The 26365-nt window shown below is 68.9% G+C and carries 26 protein-coding genes; 12 read left to right on the plus strand and 14 right to left on the minus strand.

From position 1 onward, the window contains the following. Positions 1-5 precede the first annotated feature (5 nt). Positions 6-827 (minus strand): Crp/Fnr family transcriptional regulator, encoded by an 822-nt coding sequence (locus ACN6PJ_RS16455; RefSeq protein ID WP_427996914.1) that lies wholly within the window; start codon positions 825-827, stop codon positions 6-8. A 187-nt stretch (positions 828-1014) separates the two neighbouring features. Between ACN6PJ_RS16455 and nirK the strand changes: the two genes are divergently transcribed. The 3 genes from nirK (at position 1015) to aceE (ending at position 5344) form a co-directional block, all read left to right on the plus strand. Next, on the plus strand, positions 1015-2097 hold the full coding sequence (gene nirK / locus ACN6PJ_RS16460; RefSeq protein ID WP_427996915.1) for a copper-containing nitrite reductase: 1083 nt from the start codon (positions 1015-1017) through the stop codon (positions 2095-2097). Between the two features lie 75 nt (positions 2098-2172). After that, entirely contained in the window at positions 2173-2499 is a 327-nt protein-coding gene (locus ACN6PJ_RS16465) for a c-type cytochrome (protein ID WP_427996916.1), read from the plus strand. Between the two features lie 181 nt (positions 2500-2680). Next, entirely contained in the window at positions 2681-5344 is a 2664-nt protein-coding gene (gene aceE / locus ACN6PJ_RS16470) for a pyruvate dehydrogenase (acetyl-transferring), homodimeric type (RefSeq protein WP_427996917.1), read from the plus strand. 41 nt (positions 5345-5385) lie between these two features. On the opposite strand, the gene ACN6PJ_RS16475 is transcribed toward aceE, so the two are convergent. Then, positions 5386-6009 (minus strand): LysE family translocator, encoded by a 624-nt coding sequence (locus ACN6PJ_RS16475; RefSeq protein WP_427996918.1) that lies wholly within the window; start codon positions 6007-6009, stop codon positions 5386-5388. A 168-nt stretch (positions 6010-6177) separates the two neighbouring features. Between ACN6PJ_RS16475 and gorA the strand changes: the two genes are divergently transcribed. Beyond that, a complete protein-coding gene (gene gorA, locus ACN6PJ_RS16480) occupies positions 6178-7536 on the plus strand; it encodes a glutathione-disulfide reductase (protein ID WP_427996919.1) in 1359 nt (452 codons plus the stop codon). A 1-nt stretch (position 7537) separates the two neighbouring features. Here the strand turns inward: gorA and ACN6PJ_RS16485 are convergent, their stop codons facing one another. Beyond that, positions 7538-8362: a DUF72 domain-containing protein gene (locus tag ACN6PJ_RS16485; RefSeq protein ID WP_427996920.1), complete on the minus strand. Its 825-nt coding sequence runs from the start codon at positions 8360-8362 to the stop codon at positions 7538-7540. 151 nt (positions 8363-8513) lie between these two features. Between ACN6PJ_RS16485 and ACN6PJ_RS16490 the strand changes: the two genes are divergently transcribed. Together ACN6PJ_RS16490 and ACN6PJ_RS16495 are read left to right on the plus strand one after the other, a co-directional pair. Continuing rightward, positions 8514-9146 carry a LysE family translocator gene (locus ACN6PJ_RS16490; protein ID WP_427996921.1) on the plus strand — a complete coding sequence of 211 codons (633 nt, stop codon included), beginning with the start codon at positions 8514-8516 and terminating at the stop codon, positions 9144-9146. After that, a complete protein-coding gene (locus tag ACN6PJ_RS16495) occupies positions 9146-9442 on the plus strand; it encodes a hypothetical protein (protein WP_427996922.1) in 297 nt (98 codons plus the stop codon). The genes ACN6PJ_RS16490 and ACN6PJ_RS16495 overlap by 1 nt, the downstream gene beginning before the upstream one ends. A 13-nt stretch (positions 9443-9455) precedes the next feature. Here ACN6PJ_RS16495 and ACN6PJ_RS16500 read toward each other — a convergent pair whose 3' ends face one another. After that, a complete protein-coding gene (locus tag ACN6PJ_RS16500) occupies positions 9456-10922 on the minus strand; it encodes a PLP-dependent aminotransferase family protein (protein WP_427996940.1) in 1467 nt (488 codons plus the stop codon). A 123-nt stretch (positions 10923-11045) separates the two neighbouring features. Here ACN6PJ_RS16500 and ACN6PJ_RS16505 point away from each other — a divergent pair, with 123 nt between their 5' ends. After that, complete coding sequence (locus tag ACN6PJ_RS16505) at positions 11046-11774, plus strand: GNAT family N-acetyltransferase (protein ID WP_427996923.1); 729 nt, start codon at positions 11046-11048, stop codon at positions 11772-11774. Next, on the plus strand, positions 11765-12661 hold the full coding sequence (locus ACN6PJ_RS16510; protein ID WP_427996924.1) for a DMT family transporter: 897 nt from the start codon (positions 11765-11767) through the stop codon (positions 12659-12661). Before ACN6PJ_RS16505 ends, ACN6PJ_RS16510 begins: the two co-directional genes overlap by 10 nt. Here ACN6PJ_RS16510 and ACN6PJ_RS16515 read toward each other — a convergent pair whose 3' ends face one another. The 4 genes from ACN6PJ_RS16515 to ACN6PJ_RS16530 form a co-directional block, all read right to left on the minus strand. Continuing rightward, positions 12662-13546: a DMT family transporter gene (locus tag ACN6PJ_RS16515; RefSeq protein ID WP_427996941.1), complete on the minus strand. Its 885-nt coding sequence runs from the start codon at positions 13544-13546 to the stop codon at positions 12662-12664. 56 nt (positions 13547-13602) lie between these two features. Further along, positions 13603-13938: a thioredoxin family protein gene (locus ACN6PJ_RS16520; protein ID WP_043545343.1), complete on the minus strand. Its 336-nt coding sequence runs from the start codon at positions 13936-13938 to the stop codon at positions 13603-13605. Between the two features lie 13 nt (positions 13939-13951). Then, complete coding sequence (locus ACN6PJ_RS16525) at positions 13952-15229, minus strand: Zn-dependent hydrolase (RefSeq protein ID WP_427996925.1); 1278 nt, start codon at positions 15227-15229, stop codon at positions 13952-13954. A 78-nt stretch (positions 15230-15307) separates the two neighbouring features. Next, entirely contained in the window at positions 15308-16102 is a 795-nt protein-coding gene (locus ACN6PJ_RS16530) for an enoyl-CoA hydratase/isomerase family protein (RefSeq protein ID WP_427996926.1), read from the minus strand. 137 nt (positions 16103-16239) lie between these two features. Between ACN6PJ_RS16530 and ACN6PJ_RS16535 the strand changes: the two genes are divergently transcribed. Continuing rightward, complete coding sequence (locus ACN6PJ_RS16535) at positions 16240-17151, plus strand: SDR family oxidoreductase (protein WP_427996927.1); 912 nt, start codon at positions 16240-16242, stop codon at positions 17149-17151. On the opposite strand, the gene ACN6PJ_RS16540 is transcribed toward ACN6PJ_RS16535, so the two are convergent. Then, positions 17115-17840: a TetR/AcrR family transcriptional regulator gene (locus tag ACN6PJ_RS16540; protein WP_427996928.1), complete on the minus strand. Its 726-nt coding sequence runs from the start codon at positions 17838-17840 to the stop codon at positions 17115-17117. The genes ACN6PJ_RS16535 and ACN6PJ_RS16540 overlap by 37 nt on opposite strands. A 151-nt stretch (positions 17841-17991) precedes the next feature. Here ACN6PJ_RS16540 and ACN6PJ_RS16545 point away from each other — a divergent pair, with 151 nt between their 5' ends. From ACN6PJ_RS16545 to ACN6PJ_RS16555, 3 genes are all read left to right on the plus strand, one after another. Then, positions 17992-19614 (plus strand): acyl-CoA synthetase, encoded by a 1623-nt coding sequence (locus tag ACN6PJ_RS16545; RefSeq protein WP_427996929.1) that lies wholly within the window; start codon positions 17992-17994, stop codon positions 19612-19614. A gap of 143 nt (positions 19615-19757) precedes the next feature. Further along, the gene (locus ACN6PJ_RS16550; RefSeq protein ID WP_427996930.1) at positions 19758-21614 is read left to right on the plus strand and encodes a phosphoenolpyruvate carboxykinase (GTP); all 1857 of its coding nucleotides are present in this window, start codon (positions 19758-19760) and stop codon (positions 21612-21614) included. A 139-nt stretch (positions 21615-21753) separates the two neighbouring features. Next, complete coding sequence (locus ACN6PJ_RS16555; protein ID WP_427996931.1) at positions 21754-22386, plus strand: class I SAM-dependent methyltransferase; 633 nt, start codon at positions 21754-21756, stop codon at positions 22384-22386. Positions 22387-22391: 5 nt separating this feature from the next. On the opposite strand, the gene ACN6PJ_RS16560 is transcribed toward ACN6PJ_RS16555, so the two are convergent. The 5 genes from ACN6PJ_RS16560 to ACN6PJ_RS16580 are packed head-to-tail and all read right to left on the minus strand — an operon-like array spanning position 22392 to position 26214. Then, positions 22392-22889 carry an ureidoglycolate lyase gene (locus tag ACN6PJ_RS16560; protein WP_427996932.1) on the minus strand — a complete coding sequence of 166 codons (498 nt, stop codon included), beginning with the start codon at positions 22887-22889 and terminating at the stop codon, positions 22392-22394. After that, positions 22889-23623 (minus strand): ABC transporter ATP-binding protein, encoded by a 735-nt coding sequence (locus ACN6PJ_RS16565; RefSeq protein WP_427996933.1) that lies wholly within the window; start codon positions 23621-23623, stop codon positions 22889-22891. Before ACN6PJ_RS16565 ends, ACN6PJ_RS16560 begins: the two co-directional genes overlap by 1 nt. Beyond that, positions 23616-24353 carry an ABC transporter ATP-binding protein gene (locus ACN6PJ_RS16570; protein ID WP_427996934.1) on the minus strand — a complete coding sequence of 246 codons (738 nt, stop codon included), beginning with the start codon at positions 24351-24353 and terminating at the stop codon, positions 23616-23618. Before ACN6PJ_RS16570 ends, ACN6PJ_RS16565 begins: the two co-directional genes overlap by 8 nt. Continuing rightward, complete coding sequence (locus ACN6PJ_RS16575) at positions 24353-25321, minus strand: branched-chain amino acid ABC transporter permease (protein ID WP_427996935.1); 969 nt, start codon at positions 25319-25321, stop codon at positions 24353-24355. Before ACN6PJ_RS16575 ends, ACN6PJ_RS16570 begins: the two co-directional genes overlap by 1 nt. 2 nt (positions 25322-25323) lie before the next feature. After that, a complete protein-coding gene (locus tag ACN6PJ_RS16580) occupies positions 25324-26214 on the minus strand; it encodes a branched-chain amino acid ABC transporter permease (protein ID WP_427996936.1) in 891 nt (296 codons plus the stop codon). Positions 26215-26365 lie beyond the last annotated feature (151 nt).

Below are 26365 nucleotides of genomic sequence, written 5' to 3' on the forward strand. Positions count from 1 at the left end.
CGCTGCTAGAGCGCGCCTTGCGCGGGCCCGCCGTCGGGCGCGCGCAGACGGCCCTGCGCATGGACCGGCTGGGCCGTCTTCGCCGGAGCGCCATCGATACAGGACGCGCAACCGGAGCAATCCATGGCCGGCTGGTCCTGGCGCGACAAGCGGGCCAGGGCGGCGGGCGACCGCAGCACGATGCGCTTGCGGCTGCTGTCGACGATGCCGCGCTGCCGCCAGTCGCTGAGCAGGCGGCTGACGGTGTGCAGCGTGGTTCCCGTCATTTCGGCGATGTCCTGGCGCGTGATCGGAAAGCCGATGCCGATGCCGCCGGCCGTGGGTTGCCCCGAGCTTTCGACCAGGCGCAGGATCGTGCGCGCCACGCGCTGTTCCACCTCGTCCGTCGACAGCTCCTGGATGCGCAGATGCGCGTCCTGCAGGCGCTGGCCCATGGTCTGAAGCGCCATCGAACTGAGCTGGGGATGATTGCCGACGAAGCGCTCCCAGAGCGCGTCCGGCCAGGCCAGGCACACGCTTTCCAGCACGGCCTGCACCGTGGCGGGATAGCGCGACTGGCGCATGGCGCGGGCCAGGCCGAACATGTCGCCGGGATTGACGTAGCGCACGACGACCTGCTCGCCGTCGGCGGTCAGTTGCGCGACTTTCAGGCGCCCGCTGAGCAGCACGAAGAAGTGGGAGGCCGCCGCGCCCTGGCGGTAGGCGATGGCGCCGGCGAGCAGCCGGCAGGGCTGCGCGCCACGCAGCGCGGACTTCAGTTGCGCGTCGGACAAGGGACTGAAGAGTTCCAGGTTGCGCAGCAGCGCGTGGCAGAGAGGCGACGGCATGGCGGTCCTATGAGACGGAGGGATCTCCACGCGCCCATGGTGACACCGCCGCGATGCGATGACAATGCGCGCGAGGCGCGGGCTTGCGCCGGAGTTTGCGCTACAGCAAAGAGCGGGGACGCGGGCGGTTCTTCAATAGGGCTGCCGACTTTCACGGCGATTGAAGAACCCCGATAAGGAGCTGGATATGAACGCATTACGGCCTACCTTGCTTGCCGCGGCGCTGGCTTTCACGATGGCCGCGACGGCCGCGTTCGCGCAGGACGCGGACAAGCTGCCGCGCGCCAAGGTCACGCTGGTCGCCCCGCCCATGGTCCATCCGCACGAGCAGGTCGCGAAATCGGGCCCGAAGGTGGTCGAGTTCACGATGAGCATCGAGGAAAAGAAGATGGTCATCGACGACAAGGGCACGACGCTGCAGGCCATGACGTTCAACGGCTCCATGCCCGGCCCCACGCTGGTGGTGCATGAAGGCGATTACGTCGAGCTGACCCTGGTCAATCCCGCCACCAACGCCATGCCGCACAACGTCGATTTCCACGCGGCCACCGGCGCGCTGGGCGGCGCCAAGCTGACCAACGTGAATCCGGGCGAGCAGGCCACGCTGCGCTTCAAGGCGGACCGCAGCGGCACCTTCGTCTACCACTGCGCGCCGGAGGGCATGGTGCCCTGGCACGTGGTGTCGGGCATGAGCGGCACGCTGATGGTGCTGCCGCGCGACGGCCTCAAGGATCCGCAGGGCAAGCCCTTGCACTATGACCGCGCCTACACGATCGGCGAATTCGATCTCTACATCCCCAAGGACGAGAACGGCAAATACAAGGACTACGCGACGCTTGCGGAAAGCTATGGCGATACGGTGGAGGTAATGCGCACGCTCACGCCCACGCACATCGTGTTCAACGGCAAGGTCGGCGCGCTCACGGGCGCCAACGCCCTGACGGCCAAGGTCGGCGAGACCGTGCTGCTGATCCATTCGCAGGCCAACCGCGACACGCGGCCGCACCTGATCGGCGGCCACGGCGACTGGGTATGGGAAACCGGAAAGTTCGCCAATCCCCCGCAGAAAAACCTGGAGACCTGGTTCATCCGCGGCGGCTCGGCGGGCGCGGCGCTCTACACCTTCAAGCAGCCCGGCGTGTACGCGTACCTGAACCACAACCTGATCGAAGCGTTCGAACTGGGCGCGGCGGGACACATCAAGGTCGAGGGCAAGTGGAACGACGACCTGATGAAGCAGATCAAGGCGCCCGCCCCGATCCCGCGCTGACCGGCGAGACCGGGCGGATGCGTTGCCGCATCCGCCCGGCGTTCTTGCCGCGACACTTTCCGACGGAGTACCGCCATGCACTACTTTCATCGAATCGCGCTTGCCGCGGCCCTGGCCGGCCTGCCCGTCTCCTGGGCGCAAGCGGACACGCTGGCCGCCGCCAATCCCGCCGGCGAAAAGCTCTACAAGTCCGCCTGCGTCGTGTGCCACGCCAGCGGCGTGGCCAACGCGCCCAAGCTGGGCGACAAACAGGCCTGGTCGCCGTTCATCGCGCAGGGCGCGGACGCGCTGCTCGTCACCGTGCTCAAGGGCAAGGGCGCCATGCCGCCGCGCGGCGGCTCCTCGGCCGACGAGGCCACGCTGCGCGCCGCGGTGGAATTCATGATGAGCGCGGCGAGATAGGCGCGTCCGCTTTCTCTCCGCCTCGGTCCGGGCGTCGGGCGGGCTATTAGATAGTTGCACTTGCAATTATCAAGAATCCTCCATACGATTGCAATTACACATAGTGCAATTGCAATTCACAATGCGAAATGACGGCGGCCGTTGCGACGGGCGCCGCCATCGCGCCCACCAGGAGGACGCCATGCAAACCCCGATCGATCCCACCGACGCCGACCCGCAGGAAACCCAGGAATGGCTGGAAGCCATGCAGGCCGTGCTGGTCCATGAAGGCCGGCCGCGTTCGCACTACCTGCTCGACCGGCTGATCGATCAGGACCGCGCCGGCCACGGTGGCTATGCGGCGCCGCTGGCCACTCCCTACGTCAACACCATCGGCTTGCCGGAGCAGGCCGGCTTTCCGGGCGATGCGGGCATCGAGCTGCGGCTGGACGCCTATTTGCGCTGGAACGCCATGGCCATGGTGCTGCGGGCGGGCAAGACCTCCGGCGTGGGCGGCCACATCGCCACCTATGCCTCGGCCACGACGCTGTACGAAACCGGGTACCGGCATTTCTTCCGGGCCGCGACCCCCGGCTTCCTGGGAGACATGCTGTACATCCAGGGCCATTCCGCGCCGGGCATTTATGCCCGCGCCTATCTGGAAGGGCGCGTCTCGGAAGAGGAACTGGACCGCTTCCGGCGCGAGACCGGCGGGGGCGGGCTCGCGTCCTACCCGCATCCGCGCACGATGCCCTCGTTCTGGCAGTTCCCCACGGTGTCGATGGGGCTGGGACCGCTGATGGCGGCCTACCAGGCGCGCTACATGCGCTACCTGGAGGACCGCCAGCTGATCCCTGCGCAGGGCCGCAAGGTATGGGGCTTTCTTGGCGATGGCGAACAGGACCAGCCCGAAACGCTGGCGGCCGTGGCGATGGCCGGCCGGGAAAGACTGGACAACCTGATCTTCGTCGTGAACTGCAATCTGCAGCGCCTCGACGGTCCGGTGCGCGGCAACGCCAAGATCATCCAGGAACTGGAGAGCGTGTACCGGGGCGCCGGCTGGAATGTCATCAAGGTGATCTGGGGCGGCGGATGGGACGAACTGCTGGCCCGGGACCACGACGGCCGCCTGCGCCGCCGCATGATGCAATGCGTGGACGGCGAATACCAGGTCTTCAAGGCCCGCGGCGGCGCCTACGTGCGCGAGCATTTCTTCGGGGCGGATCCCGAGTTGCTGGCGCGCGTGGCGCACCTGAGCGACGAGCAGATCGGCGCGCTGAACCGCGGCGGGCACGACCATGCCAAGGTCTACGCGGCCTATGCCCAGGCCGTGGCGCACCAGGGCCGTCCCACGGTGGTCCTGGCCAAGACGGTCAAGGGCTATGGCATGGGCGCGGCGGGCGAGGCGGCCAATACCAACCACCAGCAGAAGAAAATGGCGGACCCTGCGGTGCGCGCGTTCCGCGACCGCTTCGCCATCCCGGTGGCCGACGAGGACCTGGAGCGCATTCCCTATATCAAGCCGGCGCCTAGCAGCGCCGAGCAGGCGTATTTCGATGCCGCGATCGGGCGCGCCGGCGGGCACCTGCCCCGGCGGCTGCCCGGCCCGGGCCCGCTGGCCACGCCGCCGCTGGAAGCGTTTGCCGCGCATTTGAAGGGCAGCGGCGGCCGTGAGTTCTCCACCACCATGGCGTTCGTGCGCGTGCTGGCCCAACTGCTCAAGGATCCGGCCATCGGCTCGCGCGTCGTGCCCATCGTGCCGGACGAGTCGCGCACGTTCGGCATGGACGGCATGTTCCGCCAGGTGGGCATTTATTCGCACGTGGGGCAGCTTTACACGCCGCAGGACGCCGATCAGCTCAGCGTATACCGCGAAGACCGCCAGGGGCAGATCCTGCAGGAAGGGATCAACGAGTCGGGCGCGATGTCCTCCTGGATCGCCGCCGCGACCGCGCACAGCACGCATGGCGTGGCCACGATTCCGTTCTACATCTTCTATTCCATGTTCGGCTTCCAGCGCGTGGGCGACCTGGCGTGGGCGGCCGGCGACATCCGGGCCCGCGGCTTCCTGCTGGGCGCGACTTCGGGGCGCACCACGCTGGAGGGCGAGGGCCTGCAGCACGACGACGGCCACAGCCACGTGTTGGCCTCGGTCATCCCGTCCTGCGTGGCCTACGACCCGGCCTATGCCTACGAGATCGCGGTGATCCTGCAGGATGGCATGCGCCGCATGTACCAGGAGGAAGAGGATGTTTTTTACTACCTGACGCTGATCAACGAAAAAACGGCGCATCCGCCCATGCCAGAAGGCGCGGAAAGCGGAATCGTGCGGGGCATGTATCGCCTGCGCGAGGGAGCGGCGGGCGCGGCGCGGGTGCAACTGCTGGGCAGCGGCGCCATCCTGGGCGAAACGCTGGCGGCGGCCGAGCTGCTGCAACAGGATTTCGGCGTGCCGGCCGATGTCTGGAGCGTGACCAGCTATTCAGAGTTGCGCCGCTACGGCCAGGAGGCGGAGCGCTGGAGCCGGCTGCACCCGCTGGAGGAGCGCCGGCCCGGCTATGCGGAAACGGTGCTGGCCGGCAGCGCGGGGCCGGTGGTGGCGGCCAGCGACTACATGAAGACGGTGGCCGAGCAGATCCGCCCGTTCGTGGGAGGGCGCCGCTACGTGACGCTGGGCACCGACGGCTTCGGCCGTTCGGACACGCGGCGGGCCCTGCGCGCCTTTTTCGAGGTGGACCGCCACCACATCGCGCTGGCGGCCTTGAAGGCGCTGGCCGACGATGGGCTGGTGCCGCGCGAGCGGGCGGCCGAGGCCATTGCCCGCTATGGCATCGACCCGGAGGCGGCGTCGGCCGCCTTGCCCTAAGGCCTGTTGCCCCTTGCTCGGGCCGGCAATCGCATGCCCGGCTAGGCGCGGCGCGCCAGCAGCGCCCATACCCCGGCCGCGGACAGCAGGGCGCCGCCGCCCAGGTTGAAGCCGCGCTGCGCCCGCGGCGAGGCCAGCAGGCGGCGGGCGGATCCGGCGAAGACCGCGTAGACGGTGGCGTTCACGCCGGCGCAGGCGACGAAGGTGGCGGACAGCATCCAGAGCTGGCGCGTCACGTCGCCCGCCGGGTCGATGAATTGCGGCAGGAAGGCCACGAAAAAGATAATGCCCTTGGGATTGAGCGCGGTCACCAGATAGGTGTTGGCGAACAGCTTCCAGCGCGACCCGGAGGCGCCGGCCATGGGCAGCGGCGCCGGGGAGACGCCGGCGCGCAGCAGCTTGAAGCCCAGGTACAGCAGGTACAGGCCGCCCACGGTCTTGACGACGGTGAACCAGAACGCCGACGCCGCCAGCAGGGCGCCCAGTCCCAGCAGCGAAAGCAGCAGCGCGGTGGAATCGCCCAGGGCCACGGCAAGGACCAGCGGCAGCCGGGCGCGCTTGCCGTGGGTGAGGGAATAGCTGATGACCGTGAGTATCGTGGGGCCGGGCAGCATCACGAGCAGGGCGGACGCGCCCAGGAAGGCCAGCCAGGTTTCAAGCGACATGGGTTCGGCTCCAGGAAGGTGGCGGCGCGGCGCCAGCCTGGGGGCCACTGTAGCGCAATCGCGGGCGCCGGGATACGGCGCCGGGCCGGACTCGCGCGCCAGGTAGTGTTAAATACAGCTTTCCCGGACAGTGAACGCGGGCCCCGGCGGCCGCGCGAAGGAAACATCATGGCATTTGATTTCGATTTGTTTGTGATCGGCGCAGGCTCCGGCGGCGTGCGCGCGGCGCGCTTCGCGGCGGGCTTCGGCGCGCGCGTGGCCGTGGCGGAAAGCCGCTACCTGGGCGGCACCTGCGTCAACGTGGGGTGCGTGCCGAAGAAGCTGCTGGTCTACGGCGCCCATTACAGCGAGGATTTCGAACAGGCGCACGGTTTCGGCTGGACCGCCGGGCAGCCCACCTTCGACTGGCCCACGCTGATCGCCAACAAGAACCGCGAAATCGAGCGTCTCAACGGCATCTACCGCAACCTGCTCGTCAATAGCGGAGTGACGCTGCTGGAAGGGCACGCCCGCATCCAGGATCCGCATACGGTCGAAATCAACGGCAAGACCTATCGCGCCGCCAATATCCTGGTGGCCACTGGCGGTTGGCCGCAGGTGCCCGATATCCCCGGCAAGGAACATGCCATCACCTCGAACGAGGCCTTCTTCCTCAGGGAGCTTCCGCGCCGCGTGCTGGTCGTGGGCGGCGGCTACATCGCCGTGGAATTCGCCTCGATCTTCAACGGCATGGGCGCGCAGACCACCCAGGCCTACCGCGGCCCGCTGTTCCTGCGCGGCTTCGATCAGGGGGTGCGGGAACACCTGCGCGACGAACTGGTGAAAAAGGGCATCGACCTGCGCTTCAACACGGACGTGGCCCGCATCGACAAGCAGGCGGACGGCACGCTGGCCGCCACCCTGAAGGATGGTTCGGTCATCGAGACCGATTGCGTCTTCTATGCGACGGGCCGCCGCCCGATGCTGGACAACCTGGGGCTGGAGAACACCGCGGTCAAGCTGAAGCAGGATGGCTTCATCGAGGTGGACGACGAATACCGCACGGCCGAGCCTTCCATCCTGGCCATCGGCGACGTGATCGGCAGGGTGCCGCTGACGCCGGTGGCGTTGGCCGAAGGCATGGCGGTTGCGCGGCGCCTGTTCCGCCCCGAGGAATACCGGAAGGTGGACTACCAGCTGATTCCCACCGCCGTGTTCAGCCTGCCGAATATCGGCACGGTCGGCATGACGACGGAAGAGGCGCGCGAGGCCGGCCACGAGGTCAAGCTCTTCGAAAGCCGCTTCCGCCCCATGAAGCTGACCCTGACCGCGTCGCAGGAAAAGACGTTGATGAAGCTGATCGTCGACGCCCGGACCGATCGCGTGCTGGGCGTGCACATGGTGGGCCCGGACGCCGGCGAGATCGTGCAGGGCATCGCGATCGCCCTGAAGGCGGGCGCCACCAAGCAGGTGTTCGACGAGACCATCGGCATCCATCCCACGGCGGCCGAGGAGTTCGTGACCCTGCGCACGCCGGTGGCGCAGTAGGCTACAGCCGCTGGATCAGGGCGCGCGCCGCCGCCGGCGCGCGTTCCTTCGCGCCATTGATGAAGAAGGCATAGACATCCTGCGGCTTCGCCGCGGCGGGGGCGGGCGCGCCGGCCAGCGGCAGGTCCGCCGGATCGGCGCCGCGCGCCCAGGTGCGCAGGCGGTCCGCCCAGGCGTCCAACGCCTTGGGCGCGTACCCCGCCTTGAAGGCCGCGCTGGCGCGCATCAGCCGCGCGTACACGAAGCCGGCCGTGCGGTCGGCCATCGACGGGTAATCCTCGCTGTCCGTGAACACGGTGGCGGCGCGGTGGCGGCGGGCCAGTTGCAGGTATTCCTCGCAAGCGAAGCTGGCATGGCGCACGTCCAGCACGTGGCGCAGCGCCAGCCCGTCGACCTCGTCCGGCAGAAGTTCCAGGAATGCCCCGAAATCCTCCGGGTGGAAGACCTTGGTGGGGGCGAATTGCCAGACGATGGGGCCCAGCTTGGGGCCCAGTTCGGCGATGCCGCCATGCACGAAACGGTCCACCGAATCCTTGGCGCCCGCCAGTTCGCGGCGGTTGGTCGCGTAGCGCGACGCCTTCAGTGAAAAAACGAACCCTTCGGGCGTCTCGTCGCGCCATTTGGCGAACGTGGCCGGCTTCTGGGTACTGTAGTAGGTGCCGTTGATTTCGATCGCGGTGAGCTGGCGGCTGGCGTATTCCAGTTCGCGCGCGTGGGGCAGGGTTTTGGGGTAGAAGGCGCCGCGCCAGGGCGCGTAGGTCCACCCGCCGATGCCCACCCGGATGGCGGGGGCGCCGTTTTCCGGGGACGGTTGGGGATGCTGCATGTCAGGACTCTCCATGCAAACGAACGGAATAACTGTATCGCCGGCGCCACTGGCCCGTAAACTCCCGCCGGAAAAATTCCCTGTTCCGATACAGTTTTCGGCTAAGGTGTGAATACACGATTCCACTTGCCCGCAGCCGCGCCGGCCCATCATGCCCGACCTCACACATTTTCTCGCGTTCGCCCTGGTCGCCCTGGGCATGGTGCTCACTCCCGGGCCCAACATGATCTATCTGGTCTCCCGTTCCATCTCGCAGGGAGCCCAGGCCGGCCTGATCTCCCTGGCGGGCGTGGCGGTGGGCTTCGTCTTCTACGTATGTTGCGCGGCGTTCGGCATCACGGCCCTGCTGATGGCGGTGCCATACGCGTACGACGCGCTGCGCATAGGCGGCGCCCTGTACCTGCTTTACATGGCGTGGCAGGCGCTGCGTCCCGGCGGCCGGTCGCCGTTCCAGGTGCGTGACCTGCCCAAGAGCAGTCCGCGCACGCTGTTCACGATGGGGCTGGTGACCAATCTGCTCAATCCCAAGATCGCCATCATGTACGTGTCGCTGCTGCCGCAGTTCATCCAGCCCGAGCGCGGCAGCGTGTTCGCGCAGTCGCTGGCGCTGGGCATGACGCAGGTCGCGATCAGCCTTTCCATCAATGCCCTGATCGCCATCATGGCCGGCTCCATCGCCGGCTTCCTGGCGGGCCGGCCCTTGTGGATGGTCGCGCAGCGCTGGCTGATGGGCACCGTGCTGGCTGGGCTTGCGCTGCGCATGCTGACGGATTCGCGCCGCTGATGCCCGCCGGAGAGGGTTTCTTCGCGTCGCTGGGCGGCATGCTCGGCGAAGCGCTGCGCAGCATCGTCTCGGGCCTGAAGTGGCTGCTGGGCGGCATCGGCGGCGCGTTGGGCGATTTCTATTCGGGCCTGGCCGGCGCGATGGGCATGAGCCCCTCGGTGTTCAACCTGGTCCTGCTGGGCCTGGGGCTCATGCTGCTCTGGGCGGCAGTCAAGGCCTTGTTGCGCCGCGCCATCCTGGCGTTCATCTTCTGGCTGTTCCTGGCCGTGCTGGTGCTGGGGGGGCTGATCAATTGAGCCGCCGCGGCGGCTAGCGCCGCTTCCTGCATTCCAGGGCCGCTTCCTTCAGGCGCCGCAGCAGCGCGGGGTAGCGGTCGGCCGCCGTGTTGCCGTAGCCGATGACCAGACCATTGTCCTCGGACAGGGGCGATACCGCGAACGCGGACAGGGCGCCCGGGTTCATGCCCATCCGGCGCGCCTGGCGCACGATGTCCTGGTCGGGGAACTGGGGCGGCAGGCGGACCGTGAGGTGCAGGCCGCTGTGCCCGCCCAGCACTTCGTGTTCGATTCCCAGATGGCTGGCGAGGGCGTCGCGCAACGCGGCCTGCCGTTCCCGGTAAAGGCGGCGCATGCGCCCGAGATGGCGCGAGAATTGGCCGTTTTCGATGAAGGCGGCCATGGTCAGCTGTTCCAGCCTGTGGCCGCCGCGCAGCATTTCGACGATGGACGGCATGGCCTGCGCCGCGATGGCCTCGGGCAGCACCAGGAAGCCCAGGCGCAGGGCGGGGAACATGGTCTTGCTGAAGGTGCCGACATACAGCACGGGCGCGTCGGCCACCAGGCCCTGCATGGCCGCGATGGGTTCGCCCTGGTGGCGGAATTCACTGTCGTAATCGTCTTCGATGATCCAGGCGCCCGCCTGCCGGGCCCGTTCTATCAGATTCAGCCGTCGCGCCAGCGACAGGACGGCGCCCGTGGGGTACTGGTGCGAGGGCGTGGTCTGGATGAGCCGGGGCGGGCGTTCCCGCCAGGCGCTTTCGGGGATGGCGATGCCGTCCGCGTCCACGCGCAGGGCGAGCACGTCCAGGTCGCCGCCATGGAAGGCGGATTTCGCGCCGCGGTAGCCGGGCTCTTCCAGCCACGCGGTATCGCCGGGGTCGGTCAGCAGCTGGACGCAGAGCGCCAGCGCGCCTTGCGCGCCTTCGGTGATGACGATGCGGGACGCATCGCAACGCACGCCCCGCGACACGCGCAGGTACTGCGCGATGGCTTCGCGCAGCGCAGGTTCGCCGACGGGGTTGCCATAGCCCAGGGTGGCGGCGGGCGCGGCCTGGAGCGCGCGGTCTTGCGCGCGGCGCCAGGCGTTGATGGGGAATTGCGTCAGCGCCGGCGTGCCGGGCGTCATGGGCAGCGAGGCGTCGTTCGCGTTGCGCGTGGAGACGATGCTGGCGAGCCGCCTGGCGGTGGCCGGGGCCTTGGCCGGGGGCGGCTCGGCGCGCATGGCGCCGCTGGCCGCGGCCGACAAGGGCGCGACCCGCGTGCCCTGGCGATCGGCGATGACGAAGCCTTCGGCCGTGAGCTGCTCGTAGGCGATCAGCACCGTATTGCGGGAGATATCCAGTTCTTCGGCCAGCGCGCGCGAGGACGGCAGCTTGCCGCCGGCCGGCAACTGCCCGGCCAGGATGGCCTTCTTGAGGCGCAGGATCAGCTGGCGCTGGCGCGGCAGGGAGCCCGGGCCGCGCGCGAGGGGACTGGCGAGCAGGGCGGAAGTGTTCATCATGGCCCTATTAAATTCCTGGATCGTGGTGCTTTTTATGATGCCACGATTCCGATATCGTGAAGCCATGCAGATCGCGCCCGCCATGCCGGCGGCGCGCCAACCCGGAAGAGGCCCAGAAGCATGCAAGCCCGCGTCAACGCTTTCCAGCAACCCATCGGCCCGGACATGCCGGGCTGGACCGCGCGTCCGCGCCCGCCCCTGACGCCGATGTCGGGCCGCTATTGCCGGCTGGAGCCGCTGTCGGCCGAGCGCCATGCGGCGGACCTGTACCGGGCGTTCAGCCAGGCGCCGGACGATAGCGACTGGACCTATATGTCGGTCGGGCCGTTCGCCGACGAAGCGGCGTATCGCGCGTTCGCGGAAAAGGTCCAGGCGGGCCCCGACCCCATGCACCACGCCATCATCGATCTGCAATCGGGCCGCGCCCTCGGCACCCTCGCGCTGATGCGCATCGATCCGCCCAACGGGGCGATCGAGGTCGGCTTCGTGTCGTTCTCGCGCCAGCTCAAGCGCACGCGCATCGCCACCGAGGCGCAATTCCTGCTGATGCGCCGGGTCTTCGACGAGCTGGGCTACCGCCGCTATGAATGGAAGTGCGACAGCCTGAACGCGCCGTCGCGCAAGGCCGCCGCGCGCCTGGGGTTCGAATTCGAGGGCATTTTCCGGCAGGCCACCGTCTACAAGGGCCGTAGCCGCGATACGGCGTGGTTCGCGATCGTCGACGGCGAATGGCCCGCCCTGCGCGCAGCCTACGAGCAGTGGCTGAGCCCGGAGAACTTCGACGCGGAGGGCCGGCAGCGCCGGGGCCTCGCCGAGCTGATCGCCAGGGAAAAGGCCGCGTGCGCCTGATTCCCGTCGCGCTGGCCCTGTTCTGGGGGCTGAACTGGCCGGCGGTGAAGATCATCCTGGCCATCGTCCCGCCGTTCACCCTGCGCCTGCTGGGCCTGGGCAGCGGCGCCTTGCTGCTGTTCCTGCTGGCCCGCGCCAAGCGGCTGGACCTGCTGCCGCCGCGCGCGTCGTGGCCGGGCATCGTGGTGGGCGGCTTTCTGGCGGTCGCGGTCTTCAACCTGGCCGTGGCCTGGGCGCAGCTCAGCACCAGCACCTCGCGCGCCGCCGTGCTGACCTTCACCATGCCCATGATGTCGGCGGTGCTGGCGTGGATCGTCCTCGGCGAACGCCTGGACCGGCGCCGGGCGCTGGCGCTGCTGCTGGGCGCGGGCGGCGTGTCGATCCTGGCCTGGCCGGTGCTGCGCGCGGTCTTCGGCGAACATGACCTGGCGGCGGCCAAGGGCCTGGTTTTTCCCCTGGTCGCCGCGTTCGGCTGGGCCGCGGGCACGGTCTACCTGAAAGGCTGGCCGGTGGCGGGACACCGCATCGTGGTCACGGCGTGGCAGCTGGTCGTGGGCGCGGCTTGCGCGCTGATGGGCGTGCTGGTCTCGGGCGAGCCGTTTCCGGTGGAAGGCTGGAGCGCGCGCGTGGTGGCGGCGTTGTCGTTCCACATCGTCCTGGGCACCGCCGTCGCGTACTGGCTCTGGTTCGTCCTGAGCGAACGGGTCAGCGCCACGGTCGCCACGCTGACCACGCTGATGGTGCCCGTGGTCGGGGTCCTGGGCGCGATGGCCCTGGTGGGAGACCGGCCCGCGCCGCTGGATTGGTGGGGTTTCGGCCTGGTGCTGGCGGGCGCGGCCCTGATCGTGCTGAACCTGGACGCGCCGACGGAGCGGCGCCAGGCCTGATCAGCGGGAGGGCCGCAGTTTCTCGCGCAGCAGTTCCGCCCCGCTCACCAGCGTGATGCCGGCCAGCACCAGCGCGGCGCCCAGCACGAAGGCGGCGTCCAGCGGCTCGTCCAGGATGAGCACGCCGAAGCTCACGCCGAACAGCGGGGTCATGAACGACAGGATCGACAGGCGCGAGGCCAGGTAGCGGCGCAGCAGCCAGAACCAGGCCAGGTAGCTCGACAGCGCCACCACCACGGACTGGAACCCGACGCTGAGCAGCGCCGCCTGCGTGTAGCGGAAGCCGTCGCTGCCGGTGGCCGCGGCGAACCCCAGCAGCATCGCGGCCGCCAGCGCCATCTGGTAGAACAGGGTTTTCGCGGGCGCGGCTTCCGACAGCGAGGTCTTGCGGATCGCCACCGTGGTGGCGCCCCACAGCAGGCCCGCGACCAGGCCCATCGCATCGCCCAGCAGCATGTTGGGCGCGCCGGCGTGACCCTCGGGCTGGCCCTTGCCCAGGAACGCGACGGCGATGCCGCAGAACGCAATCGCCACGCCGATCCACTGCAGCGGCTTCATGCGTTCTTCCGGCAGCAGCCAGTGCAGCCCGAGCGCCGCGAAGATGGGCGCCGTGTACAGGAACACGGACATGTGCGAGGCGGTGGTGTAGACCAGTCCCTGCGCCACGAACAGGAACTCGGCGGCGAACAGCAGGCCCACGATCAGGCCGGGAACGGCGGTCCCGTCGCTGAAGACGCGCGCGCCCTCGCGGCGCCACACGACCGCCGCCAGCACCAGCGCCGCGAAGGCCGAACGCAGGCCGATCTGCATGATGGGCGCGACGTCGCCGGCGACCAGCTTGATCGCGATCTGCTGGAAGCCCCAGCAGACGCACAGGAGCAGCATGGCTCCCGTGGCCAGCGTATCCAGCGGCTGGCGCAGGGGCCGGGGGGCGGCGGCGCTCACGGCAGTTCGGCCGGATAGCTGTCCAGGGCCAGCCCGATCTGCTGGCGCAGATCCCATTCGGCCAGGGTTGCCTGCACCGGGCCGAAGAACGCGCCGTCGCGGGTGACGAACATGGCGGGCAGATGGAAGACCTCGTAGCGTTCAACCAGGCCGCGGTTGTCGCCCGCGTCCACCCAGCACAGGCGCTCCACGGGCAGTTCCAGCTGCGGCAGCTGCTCGCGCGCGACGCGGCAGTTGCCGCAGGTGCGGCTGTGGAAAACCACCAGCGATAGGCCGGGCGCGTCCAGCAGGTAGCGGTCGGCGGTGCTGTCGTTGAGTTCTATCTGTTCCATGGGCATAGAGAGGTCAGGCGCCGCGCAATACGCGGTCCAGTTGGAGCACCGACTGGTACAGCACGCGGGTGCCGTCCAGCAGTTGCGCGGGCTCGATCCATTCTTCGGGACAGTGGCTGCGGCCGTTCAGGCAGGGGATGAAGATCATGCCGATGGGCCCGGTCGGCGCCATGTAGACGGCGTCGTGTCCCGCGCCGCTGGGCAGGCGCATCGAGGCGTAGCCCAGCTGGTCGGAGGCGGCCTGCACGGCGTCCATGACCAGCGGCGAGCAATCGGTGGGCCGGGCGCGGCTCAATGGCGTGAAGCCAGCGCTCAGGCGCAGCGCCTTCAGGTCCTCGGCCACGCCCGCCATCAGGGTTTCGGGGAAGGCGTCCAGCACGGCGTCGCTGTCGCTGCGCATCTCCAGGGTCAGCTCCACGCGGCCGGGCACGGCGTTGGCCGCGTTGGGCGTCATGGACAGGCGGCCCACCGTGGCCACCACGTAGTGCGGATTGCCGCTGGCGGCGCTGGCCTGGCGGCTGGCGGCGTCGATGATGCGGGCGGCGCCCACCAGCGCGTCGCGGCGGATGTCCATCGGCGTGGTCCCGGCATGGTCGGGCTGGCCTTCCACCGTGATCAGCACGCGGCGGATGCCGACGATGTTGGTGACCACGCCGATGGGCAGGCCGCGGCTTTCCAGCACCGGCCCCTGTTCGATGTGCAGTTCGACGAAGGCGGCGGTTTCGCCGGCGCCGCGCAGCGGCGCGCCCAGCGCGGACGGATCGCCGCCGATGCGGGCGATGCCCTGGGCCAGCGTTTCGCCATCGGGATTCCGGGCGGCCAGCATCTCGGCGCTCAACTGGCCGGACAGCGCGCGGCTGCCCACGCACGAGATGCCGTAATCGCTGGGTTCCTCGGAGAGGAAATCGATGACTTCGAAGGGGTGGTCCAGCTGGACGCCGTGCTCGCGCATGCTGTGGGCCACTTCGATGCCCGCCAGCACGCCGATGATCCCGTCGAAGCGGCCGCCGCTCATGACGGTGTCGCAGTGCGAGCCCGTGGCGATGGGCTTGCGCGCGGGATCGCGTCCGGGCAGCGTGCCGATCAGGTTGCCGCCCGCGTCCAGGCGCGTGGCCAGGCCGGCGGCCTCGAATTCGCCGCGCAGCCAGGCGCGGGCCTCGTCGAACAGGGGCGAAAACGCCCGGCGCGTCCAGGGGACGTCGGGCAGGGTGTATCGGGACAGGGTTTCGACGCGGGCCCAGAGGCGCTCGGCGTTCAGCGGGGGAAATGCGGGTGAAGTGGCTTGCGGCATGGGGCTTCCTGATATTCGGCTGGAATTATGGCACGCGGCCTTGCCGGCGCCGCGCCGCGCGCGCCGGCCGCGGCGCCTCTATGCGCCTTGCCTCCAGGCCGGCTCGCGCTTTTCCAGGAAGGCCGCCACGCCTTCCCGGGCTTCGCCGGAACTGCGTATCTCGGCGATGCGCTCGACCGTGTCCGCGATCAGTGCCGCGTCGATCGGCTGGCCGGCGAAATCCCGGACCAGCCGCTTGCTGGCCTGCACGGCGCCGGGGCCGTTGGCGCACAGCCCGCGGCAGAGGGCCCCGGCTTGCGCTGCAAGATCGTCCCCCGGGACGACTTGATGCACCAGCCCCAGCCGCAGCGCCGTGCTGGCGTCGAAGCGTTCGGCGGTCAGGAAGTAGCGGTTGGCGGCGCGTTCGCCCATGGCCCGGATCACGTAGGGGCTGATGGTGGCGGGCAGCAGGCCCAGCCGCGTTTCCGACAGGCAGAAATGCGCGTGGTCGGCGGCGATGGCGATGTCGCAGGCCGACAGCAACCCCATGCCGCCGGCATAGGCGTCGCCGTTGACGGCGGCCACGATGGGCTTGGGGCAGGACCAGATCGCGTGCAGCATGCCGGCCAGCTTCGCGGCGTCGGCGCGGTTTTCGGCGTCGGTCAGCGTGGCCATCTTGCCCATCCAGTTCAGGTCGCCGCCCGCGCAGAACGCCTTGCCCGCGCCGGTCAGCAGCAGCACGCGGACGTCCGGGTCTTCGGCGGCTTGCCGGACAGCGGCGGTCAGGGCGGCGATCAGCGCGTCGTCGAAGGCGTTGCGCATGTCGGGGCGGTTCAGCGTCAAGCGGGCGATGGCGCCGTCACGGGCGACATCCAGCGGGGCTTGCATCGTCATCGGGGGCTCCTGTGTTCTTGATCGCCGCTCAATAAGGGCGGCGAACGGCTGGATCGATTCTAGAAGGAAATCGCGGGTCCGGCGCTGCATCATGTCCAAATATTGAGTTATCCTCAAAAAAAATGACGGAGCGAGACATGCAAGCACAAACAGGCGGACGCGCCGCCGATGCGCGCTACGCGTCGGTATTCCGGCCGGGCCTTTTCGAGGGCAGGACGATACTCGTGACGGGCGGAGGCAGCGGCCTGGGCCGCTGCACGGCGCACGAATTGGCGGCGCTGGGCGCCGGCCTGGCGCTGGTGGGGCGCAAACTGGACAAGCTGCAAGCGGCGGAGCAGGAGATCGCGCGTATCTATCCCGGAGCCGCCGGCCGCATCAGCGTCCACTCCTGCGACATCCGCGACGAGGCCGGCGTGCGCGGCGCGGTCGCCGACGCGCTGGCCCGGCACGGCGCCATCGACGGCCTGTTCAACTGCGCCGGCGGGCAGTTCCCCGCGCCCCTGGACCGCATCAGCTTCAATGGCTGGAATGCGGTGGTCCAGAACAATCTGCACGGCACCTTTCTGATGGCGCGGGAGGTCTACACCCAGCACATGCGCCAGCACGGCGGCGCCATCGTGAACATGCTGGCCGACATCTGGGGCGGCATGCCCGGCATGGGCCATTCGGGCGCGGCCCGCGCCGGGGTCTGGAACCTGACCGAGACGGCCGCCTGCGAATGGGCGCACGCGGGCGTGCGGGTCAACGCCGTGGCGCCGGGCTGGATCGCCTCCAGCGGCATGGACAGCTATGACGACGAGTACCGCGCGGTATTGCGCGAACTGAAGACCAAGGTGCCGCTGCAGCGCTTCGGGACCGAGGCCGAATTGGCCGCGGCGGTGGTCTTTCTGCTGTCGCCCGCGGCGGCCTTCATCAACGGCAGCGTCATCCGCGTGGACGGCGGCGTGCCCAACGCGCGGCATTCATGGACCTTGCAGCCGGCCGAACGGGAGGAGGCCTACAACGGTTTTCCTCAATACGTGCCGCCGTCCCTGTTCTCCGACGACTGAAGGCGATGCAGGGCGTCCCGCACTTCGCCGCGGAACTGGGCCAGCGCCAGCGCGTCCCGCGCCGGCGGCTGCAGCGCCTGCCACAGAAAGCCGACCAACTGGTCGGCCGTGGCGCCCACGTCCACCCGCGCGCCCCGCAGGATGGCGTCCCACAGCACGTGTTCCATCGGGCCGTAGACCGCCGAGCGCAGCAGCCGCAGCGGCATGTCGCGCCGGATGTCGCCGTCTTCCTGGCCCTGGGCCAGGATGCGCATGAGCGGCGCGGTGTAGCGGCGCTGCAGCGCCGCGTAGACCTCGCCGAAGTCGTCGTTGCGCGCCCGTCCTTCGGACAGGATGAACGCGCACAGGCCGGATCCTTCGGCCAACAGGTGCCGCAGGTGCGCGTGCACCAGGTAATGCAGCTGGGCCCGCGTGCCTTGCACGCGGGGGAGGTCGTCCTCCACTTTGGCGATGATTTCGTCGTACCAGTCGCTGATGACCCGCACGCAGAGTTCGCGCTTGCCGCCGAAATAGGTGAACACCGTGGCTTCGGACACGCCCAGCCGCTGCGCGATCTCCGTGGTCGTGGCGGCCTGGAAGCCGGCCTCGGAAAAAACCTGCCGCGCGACGCGCAGGATGTCCCGGATGCGCTGCTCGGATTTGGCGCTGGCCGGCGGGCGGCGCATCGGGACGGTGGCGGTTTTTTCCATGCGGGGCAGGGGCGGCAAGGGGGAGGAGGTTTATTATTGAGCCAGGGTCAAGTTTGTGGCAAGACACGCCTCCCCGAGGAGGCCAGGGGTAGCGTTCCCCCAAAGGCCGGCGCCGGGCGCCGGTGAATTCGAACAACATCAGAGACAAACCATGCTGTCCAGAGCCGATTCCTACACGCAGCTTGCGTCCCAGTTCCAATGGCAGGTGCCGGCGGCCTACAACATCGGCGTCGACGCCTGCGATAAATGGGCCGACGGCAGCGGCCGCCTTGCGCTGATCTACGAGAAAAGCGATGGCGCCCAGTCACGCTACACCTTCGACCAGATCCGCGCGCAGTCCAACCGCCTGGCGCACAGCCTGGAGCGCCACGGGATCAAGCGCGGCGACCGCGTGGCCATCTACCTGCCGCAGGCGCCCGAGACGGCGGTGACGCACATCGCAGTCTACAAGATGGGCGCCGTGGCGGTGCCGCTGTTCACCCTGTTCGGGGTGGATGCCATCCAGTACCGCCTGGCCAACAGCGGCGCCGCCGCGCTCGTGACCGATGCGGCGGGCTGCCGCAAGCTGCGCGAGATCCGCGCCAGCCTGCCCGACCTGAAGGTCGTCTACTGCATCGACGACGAGGCGGTCGACGACGCGGTGCCGTTCCACGCGGCGCTGGCGCGGGAATCCGAGGACTACACGCCGGTGGCGACGGCGGCGGACGACCCGGCGGTCATCATCTACACCTCGGGCACCACCGGCAAGCCCAAGGGCGCGCTGCACGCTCATCGCGTGCTGCTCGGCCACCTGCCCGGCGTGGAGATGTCGCACGAGTTCTTTCCCGAGAACGCCACGCTGATGTGGACGCCGGCGGATTGGGCGTGGATCGGCGGGCTGCTGGACGTGCTGCTGCCGTCCTGGCACCACGGCGTGCCCGTGCTGGCGCGCCGCTTCGAGAAATTCGACGGCGCCAGCGCCTTCGAGTTGATGGCGCGCCACGGCGTGACGCACACCTTCCTGCCGCCCACCGCGCTGAAAATGATGCGCAGCGTGGCGCAGCCGCCCGGGGCCGGCGCCCTGGCGCTGCGCTCGGTGGCCAGCGGCGGGGAATCGCTGGGCGCGGAACTCATCGACTGGGGCCGCCGAGTGCTGGGCGTGACCATCAACGAGTTCTACGGCCAGACGGAATGCAACATGCTGGTGTCGTCGTGCTCATCGCTGTTCGACCCCGTCATCGGTTCGATCGGCCGCGCCGCGCCCGGCCACCGGGTGGCGATCGTGGATGAGCGGGGCGCCGAAGTGGCGGATGGACAGGAAGGCAATATCGGCGTACTGCGGCCCGACCCGGTCATGTTCCTGGGCTACTGGAACAACCCGCAGGCCACGGCCGAAAAGTTCGCGGGCGACTATCTCCTGACCGGCGACCTGGGCGTGCGCGACGGGCAGGGTTTCATCCGCTTCGTGGGTCGCAACGACGACGTCATCACCAGCGCCGGCTACCGCATCGGCCCGGGTCCCATCGAGGATTGCCTGATCGGCCACCCCGCCGTGCGCATGGCCGCCGTGGTGGGCGTGCCCGACGCCGAGCGCACCGAAATCGTGATGGCCTACGTGGTGTTGAACGATGGATTCCAGGGCGACGACGCGCTGGTGAAGTCCCTGCAGGCCCATGTGCGCACCCGCCTGGCGGCGCACGAGTATCCGCGCGCGATCCGCTTTGTAACCAGTTTGCCGACCACCGCCACCGGCAAGATCATCCGCAAGGAGTTGCGCGACGGCAGCTACGCCTAAGCGGTCTCAACCCGTGACAATGTCGTCCATGAGGATGGGTTGACGGGCAGCATGCCGCTGCAAGTATGATGGCGCAAATCGCTACGGCCCCACTGAATTGGGGCCGTAACACCATTCGCTTTACTAGTATGGAGATAACCCCGATGAATAAGCCTTTGGATGGGGGATTGGCAGCCTTGAACGTGCCCGCCTACGTCAAGCACCGCGGTCTGATCGACTGGGTGGCGAGCTTCGTTGCGCTGGCCAAGCCCGACCGCGTCGTCTGGTGCGATGGGTCCCAGGAAGAGTACGACCGGCTTTGCGAGCAAATGGTCCAGTCGGGCACTCTGCGCAGGCTGAACCCCGCCAAGCGGCCTAATTCCTACCTGGCCTGGTCGGATCCCTCCGACGTCGCCCGGGTCGAGGACCGCACCTTCATCTGTTCGGACCGTCCCGAGGACGCCGGCCCGACCAACAACTGGGCGGATCCCGCCGAGATGCGCAACACGCTCAACGGCCTGTTCGACGGCGCCATGCGCGGCCGCACGCTGTATGTCGTGCCGTTCTCGATGGGCCCGCTGGGCTCGGACATCGCCCACATCGGCGTGGAACTCTCCGACAGCCCCTACGTGGTGGTGAACATGCGCATCATGACGCGCATGGGCAAGCAGGTCTACGACGTACTCGGCGCCGATGGCGATTTCGTGCCCTGCGTGCATTCCGTGGGCAAGCCCCTGGCCGCCGGCGAGGCCGACGTGTCCTGGCCGTGCAACCCCACCAAGTACATCGTCCACTTCCCGCAGAACCGCGAGATCTGGAGCTTCGGCTCGGGCTACGGCGGCAACGCCCTGCTGGGCAAGAAGTGCTTCGCGCTGCGCATCGCCTCCACCATGGGGCGCGACCAGGGCTGGCTGGCCGAGCACATGCTGATCCTGGGCGTCACCTCGCCCAAGGGCCGCAAGTACCACGTGGCCGCGGCCTTCCCGTCGGCCTGCGGCAAGACCAACTTCGCGATGCTGATCCCGCCGCAGGGCATGGACGGCTGGAAGGTCACCACCATCGGCGACGATATCGCCTGGATCAAGCCCGGCCCCGACGGCCGCCTGCACGCCATCAATCCGGAGGCCGGCTATTTCGGCGTTGCGCCGGGCACGAGCGAGCAGACCAACTACAACGCCATGGCCACGCTCAAGGCCAACGTCATCTTCACCAACGTGGCGCTCACCGATGACGGCGACGTCTGGTGGGAAGGCATGACGGATACGCCGCCCGCGCACCTGACCGACTGGCAGGGCCAGGACTGGACGCCCGCCATCGCGCGCGAGACCGGCCGCAAGGCCGCGCACCCGAACGCGCGTTTCACCGCGCCGGCCGCGCAATGTCCGTCCATCGATCCCGAATGGGAAAACCCCAAGGGCGTGGTCATCGACGCCTTCATCTTCGGCGGCCGCCGCTCCACCACCGTGCCGCTGGTCACCGAGGCCCGCAACTGGGTCGAAGGGGTGTACATGGCCGCCACCATGGGGTCGGAAACCACCGCCGCGGCCGCGGGCCAGCAGGGCGTGGTGCGCCGCGATCCCTTCGCCATGCTGCCGTTCTGCGGCTACAACATGAGCGACTATTTCAACCACTGGCTGAAGCTGGGCAAGCAGCTGGAAGCCGCCGGCGCCACCCTGCCGCGCATCTACTGCGTCAACTGGTTCCGCAAGAGCCCGGACGGCAAGTTCGTCTGGCCCGGCTTTGGCGACAACATGCGCGTGCTGCGCTGGATGCTCGGCCGCATCGACGGCCAGTCCAAGGGCGTGGACCAGGTGTTCGGCATTTCGCCCAGCTACCAGGACATCGACTGGACCGGCCTGGAGTTCAGCCCGGACAAGTTCGAGCAAGTCATGTCCGTGGACGCCGCGGCCTGGCGCGACGAGTTGGCCCTGCATGGCGAGCTCTTCAGCCAGCTGGAGCAGGGCCTGCCCGAGGATCTGCCGGCCACCAAGGCCAGGATCGAAGGGCGGCTGGCCGCCTGACGCGGCTTGGGCCGGCGGCGGCTGCCGGCCCAAGCCGCAGGCAACTCGGCGAAGCGCCTGCGCTGCTTGCGGCGCGCCTCGCCGGGCGCCGGCCGGCCCGGCGCCGGAAACCCGCCCGTATTTCAGGCAAAATCGCCTGATGAGACTCGATGCCGAAGACCTGGCCAAGATCAGCTCGCTGACCTTGGCGCACTATCAAGAAAACGCCGAATCGTTCGAGGCGGGCACGCGCGACCACGACGTCAGCCAGAACATCGCCGCGCTGCTGCGCCATATCGAAGGCGAGCCTCCGTACGACATCCTGGACCTGGGCTGCGGCCCCGGCCGAGACCTGAAGACCTTCGCGGCGCTCGGCCACCGAGCCGTCGGCCTGGACGGCACGCCGCGCTTCGTCGACATGGCGCGGCAGGCGAGCGGCTGCGAGGTCTGGCAGCAGGACTTGCTGCGGCTGTCCCTGCCGGACGGCCGCTTCGACGGCATCTTCGCCAACGCCGTGCTGTTCCACGTGCCGGGACAGGAACTGCCGCGGGTACTGCGGGAGCTGCGCGCCGCGCTGAAGCCGCGCGGGGTGCTGTTCAGCTCCAATCCGCGGGGCGGCAACCAGGAAGGCTGGAACCGCGGGCGCTACGGCGCCTACCACGACCTGGACGGCTGGCGCCGCCTGCTGGCGGACGCCGGGTACGAGGAACTCGAACACTATTACCGGCCGCAGGGCCTGCCGCGCGAGCAGCAGCCCTGGCTGGCCAGCGTCTGGCGGCGGACGGCGCGGTAGTGCGTTCAGGCGGCCCGTATCGTCCAGGGCGCGTCCGGCAGCGGCGCCAGTTCGCAGTCCACCGCCGGCCCGGCGCGCTCCAGCACCGCGAAATCCCCATCGGCCAGCGCCATCAGCGGATGGTGCCAGACGTCCCGGCGCAGGGTGATGCCCATGCCCGGCCCGGCCAGGAAGGCGCGCAGCGTGGCGGTATCGGGCGCGTCGGCGCCCAGCGCGACCAGCACCACGTAGGGCGTGGCGGCCAGCGGCAGAAAGGTCTGGCTGCCCAGGCGGTGGCGTTCCAGCACCTGCGCGGCGAAGGGCAGGGCGATGGCCCGGGCCCGGAAGACGGAGAGCGACGGCCGGCCGCCGGCGTCCAGGATGTCGGGTTCGCCCATTTCCACCCGCAGCGAGGTGCCGGCGTTGATGGCGCGGCCGTCGCGGCCGGCGCTGCTGACGATCTCGCCATAGGGCGCGAACGCTTCGGCGCGGAGGGGCTGCGCGATCAGGTTGCGGGCGTCCATCAGAAATTGATTCCCAGCCATTCGCGCACCTGTTCGTGGAGGTCGCCGGCAAAATCCTCGGGCGAGCCCGAGGCCGTGATTTCACCCAGGCTCAGCACGTAGATGTGGTTGGACATGGCCACGACGCGGCGCACATTGTGGTCCACCAGCAGGATGCCCATGCCCGCGTCGGCGAACGCGCGGATCCATTGGAATACCTCGGCCGCCACCCGCGGCGCCAGGCCGATGCTGGGTTCGTCGATGAGGCAGACCTGAGGCTGCACCATGTAGGCCTTGGCGAACTCCAGCGACTTCTGCTGGCCGCCCGACAGATTGCCCGCCTGGTCCTTGAGTTTTTCCTTCAGCACCGGGAACCGTTGCAGCGTGTCGGCGAAGCGCGGCTCCAGCACCTCGCCGTAGCGCTTGCGTCGGCCCTCCAGCGGCAGGCGCAGGTTTTCCTCCACCGTCAGGTAGGGGAACAGGCTGGATTCCTGCGGGATGTACCAGAGTCCGTCGTCGATCATGCGGTGAGGCGCCTGGCCGGAGATGTCGCGCCCGGCCCGGGTGACCCGGCCCGACTTCGGCGGCAGGAACCCGCAAATGGCTTTCATCAGCGTGGATTTGCCCGCGCCGTTCAGCCCGATCAGGCCGCTGATGCGGCCGGCTTCGACCGTCAGCGACACATTGCGCAGCACGTCGATGTCGCCCAGATAGCCGGCGGTCACGTTCTCCATGGCCAGCAGCGTGTCAGGCATGGTTCTGCTCCTCTTGTCCCTGCTCGCCCAGATAGGCTTCGATCACGGCCGGCTCGCGCAGCACCTGCTGGGTGGGGCCGTCGGCCAGCACGCGGCCCGCGTTCATGCACACGGAGCGCGGGCACAGGTCCACGACCACCGGCATGTCGTGGCTGACCAGGATGAACGTCTGGCCGCCCTCGTTGCGGCGGCGTATGAACTCGGACATGGTTTCCTTCATGACCGGGTGCACCGCCGCAAAGGGCTCGTCCAGCAGCGCCACGCGCGGCGGCACCATGAAGCACGCGCCGAATTCCAGGAGTTTCTTCTGCCCGCCCGACAATTGGCCGGCGTCCAGGTGCATGACGTGGCCCAGCTTGAGCTCTTCCAGCAGCGCCAGCGCGCGCCGGCTGGCGCCGGCCTCGTCCAGCCCCATGGCCAGCCCGCATACGACCAGGTTGTCATAGGCGCTGACGCGGTTGAAAACGCGGGTCATCTGGAACATGCGCAGCACGCCCAGGCGGGTCAGGCGGGTCGGGCTCAGGCCCATGATGCTGCGCCCGTCCAGCTTCACGTCGCCGGCGTCCGCGGCCAGATGGCCGGACAACACGTTGAGCAGCGTGGTCTTGCCCGAGCCGTTGGGGCCGATCAGCCCCAGCAGCTCGCCATCGGCCACGTCCATGCCCGCGCCGTTCACGGCAAGCAGGCCGCCGAAGCGTTTCTGTATTCCCGATATCTGCAACAGTGCCATCAGGCTCCCCTGGCGTTGCCGGAACGGCGCAGCGCGGCGCGCCGCGCCAGGCCCCACAACCCTTCGCGGAAAAAGCGCGCGAACACGATGACCAGCAGCGCGAACACGATCATCTGGATATTGCCGACGTCGCGCAGCAGCTCGGACGCGACATACACCAGCACGGCGCCCAGCAGGGGGCCGACCAGCGTGCCCATGCCGCCGATCACCACCATGGCGATCACCATGCCGGTCTGCGCCACGATGCCCAGCTCCGGACTGACCAGTTGCGCGAACGTGCCGTACAGGCCGCCGGCAAATCCGCAGATGGCGCAGCTGGCCAGGAAGGCCAGCGTCTTGTAGCGCACGACGTCGATGCCGCGGCTGGCCGCGCCGATCTCGTCGTCGCGGATCGCCTGAAGGAAGCGGCCCGGGCGGGCCCGCAGCAGCAGGAAGACCAGCAGCGTGACCGCCGCCAGCACGCCGAGGAACAGGTAGTAGTTGCCGGCGCGGCTTTCCAGCAGCGCGGGCACGTGCAGGCCCTGGTCGCCGCGAGTGAAATCGATGGAGTTGTAGATCACCAGGCGCACGATCTCGGCGAAGGACAGGGTGGTCAGCGCCAGGTACGGGCCGGACAGCCGCAGCACGATGCGGCCCAGCACCAGCCCGATCAGCCCGGGCACCACCGCGGATAGCGGCAGCCCGAGCCACAGCGGCACGTTCCAGTGATAGGCCAGCAGGCCGGTCGTGTAGCCGCCCAGCATGGCGAAGGCGGCCGGCGCGAGCGAGAATTGGCCCGTGTAGCCCGCCAGCAGGTTCCAGCCCGTGGCCAGCATCGCGAAGTACATGCTGACGATCAGCACGCCGAGCCAGTAGGGCGAGGAGACGCCCAGGGGCAGCAGCGCCAGGACGGCAAGGAACAAGAGCGATAGCCGCATTTCCTGGCTGAGCTTGTTGCGCAGCAGGTTGGGGTGGGCAAGCGGATCCATGTTCAGACCTCCCGCGCGCGTTCGCCGAACAGGCCCTTGGGCCGGAACAGCAGGATCAGGATCAGCAGCGCCAGGCCGAAGGTGTCGCGATAGTCGTACGACAGGTAGACCGCGCCGAAGCTTTCGAGCACGCCCAGCGCCAGCGCCGCCAGGATGCTGCCGGGGATCGAGCCCATGCCGCCGATCACGACGATCACATAGGACTTGATGGCCGGGAACGCGCCCACGTCCGGAGCGGGGTTGATGACCGGGGCCAGCAGCGCGCCCGCCAGCGCCGCGAGCACGCCGGACGCCATGAAGATGATGCTGCTGGCGCGCGCCGTGTCGATGCCGGCGATGGAGGCGCCCAGCCGGTTCTGCGCCACCGCCTGGACCTGCCGGCCCCAGAGCGAACGCTTGATGAAGAGCGCCAGCCCGGCCAGCAGCACGATGGACAGGCCCGCCGTGATCAGTTTCTGGCCGCTCATCATGAAGGGGCCGATGGCCATGCGCGTCACGTCCGACAGGGCGGGGCCGCGCATGGGATACGGGCCCACCACCTTGTCGACCAGGTTGATCAGGAGCAGGGACAGGCCGAAGGTGACGACCACCGCGTACTCATCCTTCATCAGGCCCCAGGAACCGTAGCCGGCGTACAGCGGGCGCATCAGCCAGCGTTCCGTGGCCCAGCCCAGCAGCGCGCCCGCGGCCGCGGCGATGGGCAGCGCCAGCCAGGGCGGGACGCCCAGCGCCAGCGACACCAGGGTGTAGGTATACGCACCGATCATGTAGAACTCGCCGTGGGCGAAATTCACGATCTTCAGGATGCCGAAGATCATGGTCAGGCCGACCGCCATCAGCGCGTAGAACAGGCCGATGATCAGGCCGTTGACGAACAGGTCCAGTGCCAGCACTCGATGCTCCCCGACGCCGGGGCAGGTCCCCGGCGTTCATTGAGGTTCAGGATGGATGCGGCTCGCCGCGAGCGGCGTGGGGGGCAACTTTTCGCCGCCGGGCCGCCCCCAGGCGAAAAGCGCCCCCTCGGGGGGCAGCAAGCGCGCGTAG

This window comes from Achromobacter sp., assembly GCF_050285585.1.
GTDB lineage: Bacteria > Pseudomonadota > Gammaproteobacteria > Burkholderiales > Burkholderiaceae_B > Achromobacter.

What these genes read in the sequence shown, in the direction of transcription:
- ACN6PJ_RS16465 (WP_427996916.1), top strand. Translation starts at nt 2,173, where the DNA reads ATGCACTACTTTCATCGAATCGCGCTTGCCGCGGCCCTGGCCGGCCTG.
- ACN6PJ_RS16575 (WP_427996935.1), bottom strand. Translation starts at nt 25,321, where the DNA reads ATGGATCCGCTTGCCCACCCCAACCTGCTGCGCAACAAGCTCAGCCAG.
- aceE (WP_427996917.1), top strand. Translation starts at nt 2,681, where the DNA reads ATGCAAACCCCGATCGATCCCACCGACGCCGACCCGCAGGAAACCCAG.
- ACN6PJ_RS16565 (WP_427996933.1), bottom strand. Translation starts at nt 23,623, where the DNA reads ATGCCTGACACGCTGCTGGCCATGGAGAACGTGACCGCCGGCTATCTG.
- ACN6PJ_RS16545 (WP_427996929.1), top strand. Translation starts at nt 17,992, where the DNA reads ATGCTGTCCAGAGCCGATTCCTACACGCAGCTTGCGTCCCAGTTCCAA.
- ACN6PJ_RS16525 (WP_427996925.1), bottom strand. Translation starts at nt 15,229, where the DNA reads ATGCCGCAAGCCACTTCACCCGCATTTCCCCCGCTGAACGCCGAGCGC.
- ACN6PJ_RS16515 (WP_427996941.1), bottom strand. Translation starts at nt 13,546, where the DNA reads ATGCTGCTCCTGTGCGTCTGCTGGGGCTTCCAGCAGATCGCGATCAAG.
- gorA (WP_427996919.1), top strand. Translation starts at nt 6,178, where the DNA reads ATGGCATTTGATTTCGATTTGTTTGTGATCGGCGCAGGCTCCGGCGGC.
- ACN6PJ_RS16530 (WP_427996926.1), bottom strand. Translation starts at nt 16,102, where the DNA reads ATGACGATGCAAGCCCCGCTGGATGTCGCCCGTGACGGCGCCATCGCC.
- ACN6PJ_RS16505 (WP_427996923.1), top strand. Translation starts at nt 11,046, where the DNA reads ATGCAAGCCCGCGTCAACGCTTTCCAGCAACCCATCGGCCCGGACATG.
- nirK (WP_427996915.1), top strand. Translation starts at nt 1,015, where the DNA reads ATGAACGCATTACGGCCTACCTTGCTTGCCGCGGCGCTGGCTTTCACG.
- ACN6PJ_RS16560 (WP_427996932.1), bottom strand. Translation starts at nt 22,889, where the DNA reads ATGGACGCCCGCAACCTGATCGCGCAGCCCCTCCGCGCCGAAGCGTTC.
- ACN6PJ_RS16500 (WP_427996940.1), bottom strand. Translation starts at nt 10,922, where the DNA reads ATGAACACTTCCGCCCTGCTCGCCAGTCCCCTCGCGCGCGGCCCGGGC.
- ACN6PJ_RS16535 (WP_427996927.1), top strand. Translation starts at nt 16,240, where the DNA reads ATGCAAGCACAAACAGGCGGACGCGCCGCCGATGCGCGCTACGCGTCG.
- ACN6PJ_RS16490 (WP_427996921.1), top strand. Translation starts at nt 8,514, where the DNA reads ATGCCCGACCTCACACATTTTCTCGCGTTCGCCCTGGTCGCCCTGGGC.
- ACN6PJ_RS16555 (WP_427996931.1), top strand. Translation starts at nt 21,754, where the DNA reads ATGAGACTCGATGCCGAAGACCTGGCCAAGATCAGCTCGCTGACCTTG.
- ACN6PJ_RS16455 (WP_427996914.1), bottom strand. Translation starts at nt 827, where the DNA reads ATGCCGTCGCCTCTCTGCCACGCGCTGCTGCGCAACCTGGAACTCTTC.
- ACN6PJ_RS16570 (WP_427996934.1), bottom strand. Translation starts at nt 24,353, where the DNA reads ATGGCACTGTTGCAGATATCGGGAATACAGAAACGCTTCGGCGGCCTG.
- ACN6PJ_RS16475 (WP_427996918.1), bottom strand. Translation starts at nt 6,009, where the DNA reads ATGTCGCTTGAAACCTGGCTGGCCTTCCTGGGCGCGTCCGCCCTGCTC.
- ACN6PJ_RS16485 (WP_427996920.1), bottom strand. Translation starts at nt 8,362, where the DNA reads ATGCAGCATCCCCAACCGTCCCCGGAAAACGGCGCCCCCGCCATCCGG.
- ACN6PJ_RS16495 (WP_427996922.1), top strand. Translation starts at nt 9,146, where the DNA reads ATGCCCGCCGGAGAGGGTTTCTTCGCGTCGCTGGGCGGCATGCTCGGC.
- ACN6PJ_RS16540 (WP_427996928.1), bottom strand. Translation starts at nt 17,840, where the DNA reads ATGGAAAAAACCGCCACCGTCCCGATGCGCCGCCCGCCGGCCAGCGCC.
- ACN6PJ_RS16520 (WP_043545343.1), bottom strand. Translation starts at nt 13,938, where the DNA reads ATGGAACAGATAGAACTCAACGACAGCACCGCCGACCGCTACCTGCTG.
- ACN6PJ_RS16550 (WP_427996930.1), top strand. Translation starts at nt 19,758, where the DNA reads ATGAATAAGCCTTTGGATGGGGGATTGGCAGCCTTGAACGTGCCCGCC.